The organism is Kitasatospora sp. NPDC127067, assembly GCF_042724755.1.
GTDB classification, from domain to species: Bacteria; Actinomycetota; Actinomycetes; order Streptomycetales; family Streptomycetaceae; genus Kitasatospora; species Kitasatospora lactacystinica.
The window spans coordinates 7503-16302 of sequence record NZ_JBHXEM010000171.1 but is presented as its reverse complement, the minus strand read 5'-3'; the positions used below and the strand labels follow the sequence as shown (position 1 = coordinate 16302).

The 8800-nt window shown below is 66.2% G+C and carries 4 protein-coding genes and 2 pseudogenes; 2 read left to right on the top strand and 4 right to left on the bottom strand.

Translation table 11 applies throughout. From position 1 onward, the window contains the following. Window positions 1-73: 73 nt before the first annotated feature. Both ACFWJ4_RS37645 and ACFWJ4_RS37640 read right to left on the bottom strand, forming a co-directional pair. Complete coding sequence (locus ACFWJ4_RS37645) at window positions 74-1237, bottom strand: phosphatidylinositol-specific phospholipase C (RefSeq protein WP_380552869.1); 1164 nt, start codon at window positions 1235-1237, stop codon at window positions 74-76. A gap of 299 nt (window positions 1238-1536) precedes the next feature. After that, complete coding sequence (locus ACFWJ4_RS37640) at window positions 1537-2757, bottom strand: esterase/lipase family protein (RefSeq protein WP_380552866.1); 1221 nt, start codon at window positions 2755-2757, stop codon at window positions 1537-1539. 773 nt (window positions 2758-3530) lie between these two features. On the opposite strand from ACFWJ4_RS37640, the gene ACFWJ4_RS37635 reads away from it, so the two are divergent. After that, window positions 3531-4733: an IS110 family transposase gene (locus ACFWJ4_RS37635; RefSeq protein ID WP_380552863.1), complete on the top strand. Its 1203-nt coding sequence runs from the start codon at window positions 3531-3533 to the stop codon at window positions 4731-4733. 12 nt (window positions 4734-4745) lie between these two features. Here ACFWJ4_RS37635 and ACFWJ4_RS37630 read toward each other — a convergent pair. After that, window positions 4746-5144 (bottom strand): annotated as a pseudogene (locus tag ACFWJ4_RS37630) (transposase); the annotation flags it as partial. A 288-nt stretch (window positions 5145-5432) separates the two neighbouring features. On the opposite strand from ACFWJ4_RS37630, the gene ACFWJ4_RS37625 reads away from it, so the two are divergent. Next, window positions 5433-8186 carry a hypothetical protein gene (locus ACFWJ4_RS37625; RefSeq protein WP_380552861.1) on the top strand — a complete coding sequence of 918 codons (2754 nt, stop codon included), beginning with the start codon at window positions 5433-5435 and terminating at the stop codon, window positions 8184-8186. Window positions 8187-8464: 278 nt separating this feature from the next. Here the strand turns inward: ACFWJ4_RS37625 and ACFWJ4_RS37620 are convergent. Then, window positions 8465-8695 (bottom strand): annotated as a pseudogene (locus ACFWJ4_RS37620) (IS21 family transposase); the annotation flags it as partial. Window positions 8696-8800 lie beyond the last annotated feature (105 nt).

Below are 8800 nucleotides of genomic sequence, written 5' to 3'. Positions count from 1 at the left end.
CAGGCAGCATGGATCAACGACCCCAGTAAGCGCAGGGAACCCGCACCACAAACCTCATAACATCACGACCGTCTCACTGGACTTGAAATCTTCCGGCAGGTGCCCAGTACACGACGCCGAGGGCGACCTGATCGTTGGGGTTCCAGGTGTCGTAGTCCCACAAGTCGACCTGAATGCTGAAGCCGCGGTTCGAGGTGGCGTTGTCTGCATCCAGCTTGAAGGTCCCCTTGGAGTGGGGAAACTTCACACGGTTGTCCTTGTTGCGGTTCCATGCGGAGATGCGCTTGTCGTGGGTGGTGATGACGATGGAGCCGAAGACCTCCGGGTCGGTGCTTCCGTCGTTGAACGTCAGCATCTCGGCTTGCTCGATCGTCAGGGTGCGGGTCTGGCCGGCCGTGCCGACGCTGTTCCACCAGATGAGGTGGTCGATGACCATCGGGGCCTGGTTCTCGTCAACATAGTCCATGGGGACGGTGCCCAGGGCGTTCCACCCTGAGGTGGCGATACTCGCCCACAGGTACTCCCGGACGGGTGGGACGACCACTTTGGCCATTTCGGCGGGGCTGCCATCGGGGATCTTGCGGTAGCAACTGAGGTGGTTCACGAAGAGACTGGAACTGGTGCTGTCGTTGCGTGCCTTCTCGAACTGCTTCTTGGCCTCTTCGACTTTCACGCTGCTGTTGTCAGGGTTCCAGTCATCCTGTTTATCCATGAGTGAGCCGTTCCAGTTGATCCCGGGCAGTGTGTCGACGTCGGAGAGGACGACGATCTTGCCGCGGACGTCGCGGAGACGGGGAACGGATGATCCGGCGTGGAACAGGCCCGGGTGCTGGCCGCTGATGTCATTGAACCGTGCCACGAACCCGGCGTCCGTGCTGTCGTCTCCCTCGTCGTTGTTGTGGTACTCGTGCTTGATCCGCATCAGGATGGTCTCGCTGCTGTGGGAGTGCAGGAAGGTGACGCATTCGTCGACGACATCCTGGAACCTTGCTTTCTGATACACAGCCTCGTGGTGGACCTGGAGGGTGTTCTGGAAGTTGCGCAGCCGGACATCGAGGTAGCGGACCCCGGCGTTCAGCTGGCGCGTGATGGTGAACTCCTGATTCTGGCACTGGGCCCAGTCCCCAGAGATCACTGCGCAGAATCGCGCCCCGGACTCATGGGTCCCGGGAATCGACATCCGTGTCAGCGGAGTGGAGTCCGGAACGGAGGCCATCCAGCTGGTCAGGTTGGTCATGGTCTGTTCTCTTCTCGGTGGTTTCCCCCACTGCAGAGGACCCCGGCGCCTCCCGTATTCATGTCGTCAGGCATGTCGGCAGAAGGGATGCCGGTGTGCCGGGTCAGGGCGGAGGAGCGATGCCCTTGCCTCGCCGCCGGACGGTGTTCGCGATGCCCCGCGTGTGCGATGGCGATCCGGCCGGGCCAGTCCCACGATGGCGGCGAGCGGTCCCCTGCGGTGCCCGTCGCGGAACGGCGAGCTCTCGTACCGGTGCACTGTGGGGAGCGACCGCCACGAAGCGCCATCCACCCGGGTGCTCAGGTAAGGGCCATGGTTCCGCTATCGACCATGGCCTTTTTGACGCCCCATTCGGGTCCCCAGTAAGCGTTCACGTCGAAGCTCCACGTGGAGTGCACACTTTGGCCGGCGCGGGCTGTGACGTCGGGGGCTGGAATCTCGATGGTGCGGGTGCCGGTGGTACTGCTGTTCTGGACTGGCGAGCCCTGGCTGTCGACCCAGGTGGTGGTCTCGTAGGGGATTTGGCAGGTGTACTCCGGGTCCCTGCCGACGTACTTCCACACGCCGATCGTGTTGTAGTAACCGCATCCGCGGATGAGCAGCTCGCCGCGAACGGTGCTGACCGTGGCGCCGGGGTCGGGGCGGACCGCGGTGGCGCAGGACTGGGCGTGGACACCGACCCACTTGCGCTCGCCCCAGAATTCCTTGAGTTCTCCACAGGCGACTTGGACGGCGTGGGGGGTGTGGGCGCCGTCGTGGTCGGCGAGGAGGTCGAGGACCTTGTGGCGGGTCCAGGGATCCTGGTAGAGGTCGCCGTGGGCCACGCAGGGTGTCACGAGGTTGTCCGCGCCGTTCAGCGCGCTGGTGTCCCCGGCGTAGTCTCCCGAGCCCTCGCCGGTGTGGGTGTAGCCGAAGACCTGGCGGTCGCACAGGTCCGTGTCGAAAGTGCCGGGGTTGACGATGAGTTCGTCGCCGACGTTGGAGCGGAAGGTGGCGTACCGGGTCGGCCCGGGTGTCTCGCCGTTCTGGTTCAGCTTGGTGATCAGGGTGGATCCGCCGGTCATCTCGTTGACCTGCTCGTCGCATTTGACGCCTACAGAGCATCCCCAACTCGCGAGCTTGGTGCCGTGGTTGGGGCTGCCCAGGGTGATCAGGTGCGCGGTGGCGGACCGATGGGCCTCGCCATCCGCCAGGAAGGAACGGGCGACGAGGCCGCCCATGGAGTGGGCGACGATGTCGACCCTTCCGTCGGGTGACCGGTCGGTGAGGTGCTTGTCGGCGATGTACTTGGCGAGTTCGTCGCCGATGGTGGTGATGGGGATGTCGCCGGGGGTGAGGGCGCTGTAGTCGAAGGTCCAGAGTTCGTTGTCGGTGTACCCGTATGTGCGGGCGAAGTCCTTCATGCCGCCCCAGACTCCGGGGCCGGCGTTGTAGCCGTGGACGAAGACGATAGGGCGGTGGGTCAGGTCGGAGGGGGCCTGGTCGGCCATGGTGGCTTGGGCCGGTGGACCTGCGGCCACGGCGAACAGTGTGGACACGAGGAGCAGGAGCGAGGTTCGGACAGGGCGCACGAGTGGCCTCCCGGGTGGTTCGGCCGACGCGTGGAGGCATCGGCACTCGTTCCACGACGTGTACATCAGTGGCTGTTGTTGAGTGCATCACGACAGGGACCAGAGCGAGGGTTCCACTTGCTTGGCCTACGTGTCTCGGAGTGGGAGCGGCTGGTGGTGCTCCCTCATCCGGAGGAGGCGTCGCGGGCCCTAATACTCCAGCCGCGCTTCTCCATTTCTACTGGTCATCGCTCTGGGAGTGGGGAGTGTAGTGGTGCGGAGGCGGGTGGCGGACGGTCTTGGCCGGACCGTCCCACTACCGGGTGATCGCGCCGCTTGTAGTGACAGTGGCGGGCTTGTGCCTGGTGCCGGCGGCGCCACCGTGACCAGCTCAGCGCGTGACCGTGGTCGGGAACGTGGTGGCGGGGCCCAGTTGCCAGCAGACGGCGAATCTCGGCCGGTGTGAGGTCCACGAGGTCGGGCGTGTCCCGTTCGGTGCCCCGTTACCGTTTTGATGGCCCCGCAATGGGGCTCCCGGCCTCCGGGCCCGGCATGACTTGTTGCCCCGGTCGATCATGATCGAAAAGGTGCTGTCACCGGGTCCGGGAGGCATTGGCAGACCGCTGATTAGGGGCACGAGCACCGATCCCTCCCGGGTGAGGCAGGCTCTTCGTAACGTGGATGCCGGCGCGCTGGTGTCGCAGGTGAGGCCGGGAAGGGCACGATCGCGGTGGAGAGTGCGCGTGATCGACACACGTGATATCGACGTCTACCTGGGCTTGGACGTGGGCAAGGGCGAGCACCACGCCACCGCTCTGACCCCGGCCGGCAAACGGGTCTTCGACAAGCGGCTGCCCAACACCGAGCCGAAGCTGCGTGACGTGTTCAGCAAGCTCCAGGCCAAGCACGGCACCGTGCTGGTGGTGGTCGACCAGCCTGCCTCGATCGACGCCTTGCCCCTGGCCGTGGCCCGTGACACGGGCTGCCGAGTCGCCTACCTGCCGGGCCTGACGATGCGAAGGATCGCCGACCTCTACGCTGGTGAAGCCAAGACCGAGGCACGGGACGCGGCGATCATCGCGGACGCCTCGCGGACAATGCCGCATGCTCTTCGTGACCTGGCACCGTGCGACGAGACCGTCGCCGAACTGGAGATGGTCGTCGGCTTCGACGACGACCTCGCCGCCGAGTCCACCAGGATCAAGAACCGCCTGCGCGGCCTGCTCACCCAGATCCACCCCTCGCTCGAGCGGGTCCTGGGCCCGAGACTGGACCACCCCGCCGTCCTGACACTGCTCGAACGCCACGGCTCACCAGCCCAGTTGAGGAAGGCCGGGCGACGCCGACTGGTGACCTTGCTGCGGCCCAAGGCCCCACTGCTGGCCGAGCGCCTGGTCGGAGACGTCTTCGAAGCCCTCGACGAGCAGACCGTCGTCGTGCCCGGCACCGACGCCGCCTCACTGATCGTCCCCAGCCTCGCCGGCTCGCTCGGCTCCGTGCTCGACCAGCGCAAACTCCTCGCCGCCCGTATCGAGGAACTGCTGGAGGCCCACCCTCTTTCCCAGGTCCTGACCTCCATGTCCGGCATCGGGGTCAGGACCGGAGCCCGCATCCTCATCGACGTCGGCGACGCCAGCACCTTCCGCACCGTCGGCCACCTGGCCGCCTACGCCGGCCTGGCCCCGGTGACCAGGAGCTCCGGCTCCTCCATACGCGGCGAGCACTCCTCCCGGCGCGGCAACAAACAGCTCAAACGGGCCTTCTACCTCGCCGCGTTCGCATCCCTGTCCCAGCCCGAATCACGTGCCTACTACGACAAGAAGCGACGGCAGGGCAAACACCACGTCGCCGCCCTCGTCTGCCTCGCCCGACGGCGCATCGACGTGCTCTTCGCCATGCTTCGGGACGGGACCTTCTACGAGCCCCCGGTCGCCACAGCCGCTTGACGAAAACCATAGGGGCACCTTTCTTGGCCCTCACGTGGGCGGAATCGAGCACGACGCGCGAGACGTCCAGCAGGCCGGCGTCGTCCAGGCGCTCCAGGACGGCCTCGTGCAGCCGGCCCCACACCCCGCGGCCCGTGACCAGATCAGGAAGCGCCGGTGCGCGGTGGACTTGGACACCCCGAAGCAGGGCGGCAGCGCACGCCACGCACACCCGCTGACCAGCACGTACACGATGGCCGCGAACAGCATCTCATCAGGCGTGTTCGCCGTCCCACCGCCCTGCGGCCGCAACCGCTTCGGCGGGATCAACGGCCTCGCGATCTCCCACAACCCGTCCGGAACAATCCAACTCCACGTACCCCGTGTCGGCGACCACGCTGCACTTCGCCTGGGCCATGCCGACGCTCTCACCTTCAAGGGAGACTCCTGGCGGTCCAAGGATTGCGACATCGGCTGCACCCCAGCGCGGCCATCACGGGCGAGAGCCCGACGGACAACTCAAGATGGAGGCACGGTAGACCGACATCAAGGGGGGCGAGGTTCGGCGACCGCCGACACCTGCAACCGATTTCATGGGCACTTTCGCTTCGTGCGGGCCTGCTCTTGATCCATCCGTGTACTGATGAGCACCTGCCTGGGGCGTGTCAGGGATGTTGCCTCGGTGGGTTGTTGCCGGATCCCCCCGAAACGGAGCTTCATATGAGAGTCCCCAACCTTTGGCGTCCCCTGGCTGCTGCCAGCGGGCTGGCGATGCTGACGGTGTCGCTGGTCGCCAGTCCGTCGAATCCGGCGTCGGCTGCCGGGCCGGTGACCCTGTACGCATCCCCGAATGGCACGAGTACCACGTGCCAGCAGTCCGATACCTGCTCACTCACCGAAGCACAGAAGCAGGTAAGGGCGCAGTCGGCGGCCGATGGCGGCGCGGATGTCACGGTGAAGCTGCTGAACGGCACCTACCGGTTGTCGAGCACCTGGAAGTTCGGCGAGGCCGACTCCGGCAGCCCGGGCCACCCGGTGGTGTGGGAAGCAGCCGACGGCGCACACCCCGTGATCTCCGGGGGGCTGCAGGTCTCGGGCTGGTCGCAGACGTCGACTCCTGGTGTGTGGTCGGCGTCGGTCCCTGAGGGAAGCGCGAGTAGGCAGCTGTACGTGAACGGGCGCGGGGCGCCGATCGCACGGGCGCACAGCATTGCAGAGCTCGGCTTCAAGAACTCCTGGAAGAAGTCCGATACCGGCGACGGCTACAACATTAAGGCCGACGACAAGGCGATGGAGTGGTTCAAGGGCCTGAGCGCGGCAGAGGTCGCGCAGGTGGAGTTCCACTATCCGGGGGCGGCCAACGGCCGTTGGACTGACAGCCGCTGCCGGGTTGATACGTTTGACGCCGGCACAGGCGCCCTGAGGATGGCCGAGCCGTGCTGGACCAACATCACGAACCGGGCAGATTTCCGCGATGCCAGTGGTGGCCTGCCGTCGATGACTGACGGCGATGTGCCGAGGCTGGTGGAGAACGCGAAGAAGCTGCTGCGTCCGGGGCAGTGGTACCTGGACGCGGCGGCGAACACGCTGTACTACCAGCCGATGCCCGGTCAGTCACCCGCCGCTTTGGATGTGGAGCTGCCGCGTTTGGAGTCGCTGGTCCAGGTGGCGGGCACACTGGCCGCCCCGGTGCACGATCTGACGTTCCGGGGCCTGCAGTTCTCCCACGCCACCTGGAACGCGCCCTCCGGCCGCGAGGGGTTCGCCGACGTGCAGAGCAACCTGCGGATGACGGAAACTCCGGCAGGAGGCAGCACCAAGGGCAACCAGGGAATGTGTCGTTTCTCCGACCCGGCCGGCACCTGCCCGTGGGGGGCGCTGACCCAACCGGTAGGAAACGTTGCCGTCAGCGCCGCCAAGAACGTCACCTTCAGCGGAAACAGGTTCGCCGGTCTGGGCGGTGCAGGACTGAGCGTCATGTACGGCTCGGCGAACACGCTGATCCGGGGCAACGAGTTCACCGACATCGCCTCCACCGCTCTTCTGCTCGGGTGCACCTACGACCCCACACCGGTTGTCCCTGTCGACGCCGACCGCAGCCAGCTGTCCCCGCCCGACGGGATCAAGAAGAACTGCACACCCAACCCCTCGGAAGTGAGCGGTGACACGATCGGTGAGAACGAGATCCTGACCGGCACCACCGTCTCGGACAACATCGTCCACCGGATCGGAACCGACTACAGCTCCGCCTCCGGGATCACACTGCTGTTCTCCCGCGGCACGAAGATCACTCACAACAACGTGTACGACGTGCCCTACACCGCAGTCACCGCAGGAGTGATCCAGGGCCACGTCGACAATGCCAACCACCCGCAGAACTCCGTGAACATCAACAACGACAACAGCATCACCAACAATGTCTTCCACCACTACCTCGCGGAGCGCAGGGACGGCGGCGCGGTCTACGTCGAAGGCCACCAAGCCCAGTACTACGACATCAAGGGCAACCGCGTGGGCGCGAACGGGCCGATCGACAAGGATCAGACCCTGAACCACGGCCTGCAGGTGACCCAAAACGTCGCGTACGACGCCAGCTACGCCAACTTCACCTACTACGACGACGCCGGCGCGGAGTGGATCAAGTGGCAGGAAAACGTCGCCTTCAACGCGGGCGGAGCTTCCCAGGGCGGATCAAGCCCGACCGGGCACATCCGGATCAACAACAACTACTTCTCCGCCCCCACTCAGAGCTTCTATGACGTCAAGCCGGTGGACGTCTACGAGACCGGCACCAAGCCGATCCCGGCCGCTCCCGGACCGAAGGACATCCCGAAGACCATCCTCGCCGGGGCAGGGGTGACCGCCCCGCACTCGGGCCTGGCCATCGCCGCAGGGCCGTCCATCGCCTACGTCTCGCCGACCACCGAGAGCACGGTGCTGATCGCCGGTGAAGGGTTCACCTCCGGCACTCCGGTCTACGTCGGCACCGAGAGGGTGAGCGGCGTCGAGTACCTCTCCGGCAGCTTCCTCATCGCACCGGTCCCCGCCGGTACGCCCGTACACACGATCTCCGTCGGAGCCCCGAACGCGGTGACCCGCGTCAACGACACCGATGCGGCGATCACCTACAGCAGCGGATACAACTACGACGCGAAACGCGGTTTCGGCGACTACAAGGACGACGTTCACTTCGCGACCGCCGACGGCTCCACCACCACCTACACCTTCTCCGCTACCGGCATCCAGGTCTACGGCGAGCAGTTCACCGACCAGGGCGGAATCGGCGTCTCCATCGACGGCGGCACGATGCAGATCGTGAACACCAAATCCGAGGGCAAGGACCGCCACGCCAATGCCGTCCTCTACACCGCCACCGGTCTCACGCTCGGCAACCACACCATCGTGATCACCAAGCTGTCGGGGAACTACTCGACGCTCGACGGATTCGCGATGGGGAACGTCGGGGCGGCGTAGCCCCGCATCGACGACACCGATTCGTCGATCGCCTACAGCGGCTTCGCCTACCAGGGCGGACGCTACCTCAACGACTACTACGACGGCGTCCACATCGACGACGCCGACGGCTTCACCGCCACGTTCACCGGTACCGTCATCCAGGTCTACGGCGAGCAGTTCACCGACCAGGGCAACATCGGCAATTCCATCAACGGCGGCACCCAGCCAAATATCAGCACCATCCCCAGTGACGGACAACGCCACACCAATACCGTCGTCCGCACCGCCTCCGGTCCCGCGGCGGCGTGCTCGGGATCGGTGATCGACTGGTGGCGGGCCCAGCAGCGGGCATGGCGGACCACCACGTCCTCGCCGCAGGTCACGGCGATCTCATCGGTGTCGGCCAGGACGGTCACCAGGCGCCCGATCACGCGGGGGTGGACGGGGTAGTCGTTGGTGTCCACGCGGATGTAGTGGTCGTGGCCCAGGCGGGTGCGAAGCGGCCACCGGGTCGGCGAGTCGACGGGGCCGGCCGCCCCCCAGGGCCCCCCGCCCCCCCCCCCCCCCAACAAGGGGGCGGGGGTGGGCCGGTTGGGGGGCCGTGGCCCCCGGGGGGGTTAGCAAGATAGGGG

What these genes read in the sequence shown, in the direction of transcription:
- ACFWJ4_RS37625 (WP_380552861.1), top strand. Translation starts at nt 5,433, where the DNA reads ATGAGAGTCCCCAACCTTTGGCGTCCCCTGGCTGCTGCCAGCGGGCTG.
- ACFWJ4_RS37645 (WP_380552869.1), bottom strand. Translation starts at nt 1,237, where the DNA reads ATGACCAACCTGACCAGCTGGATGGCCTCCGTTCCGGACTCCACTCCG.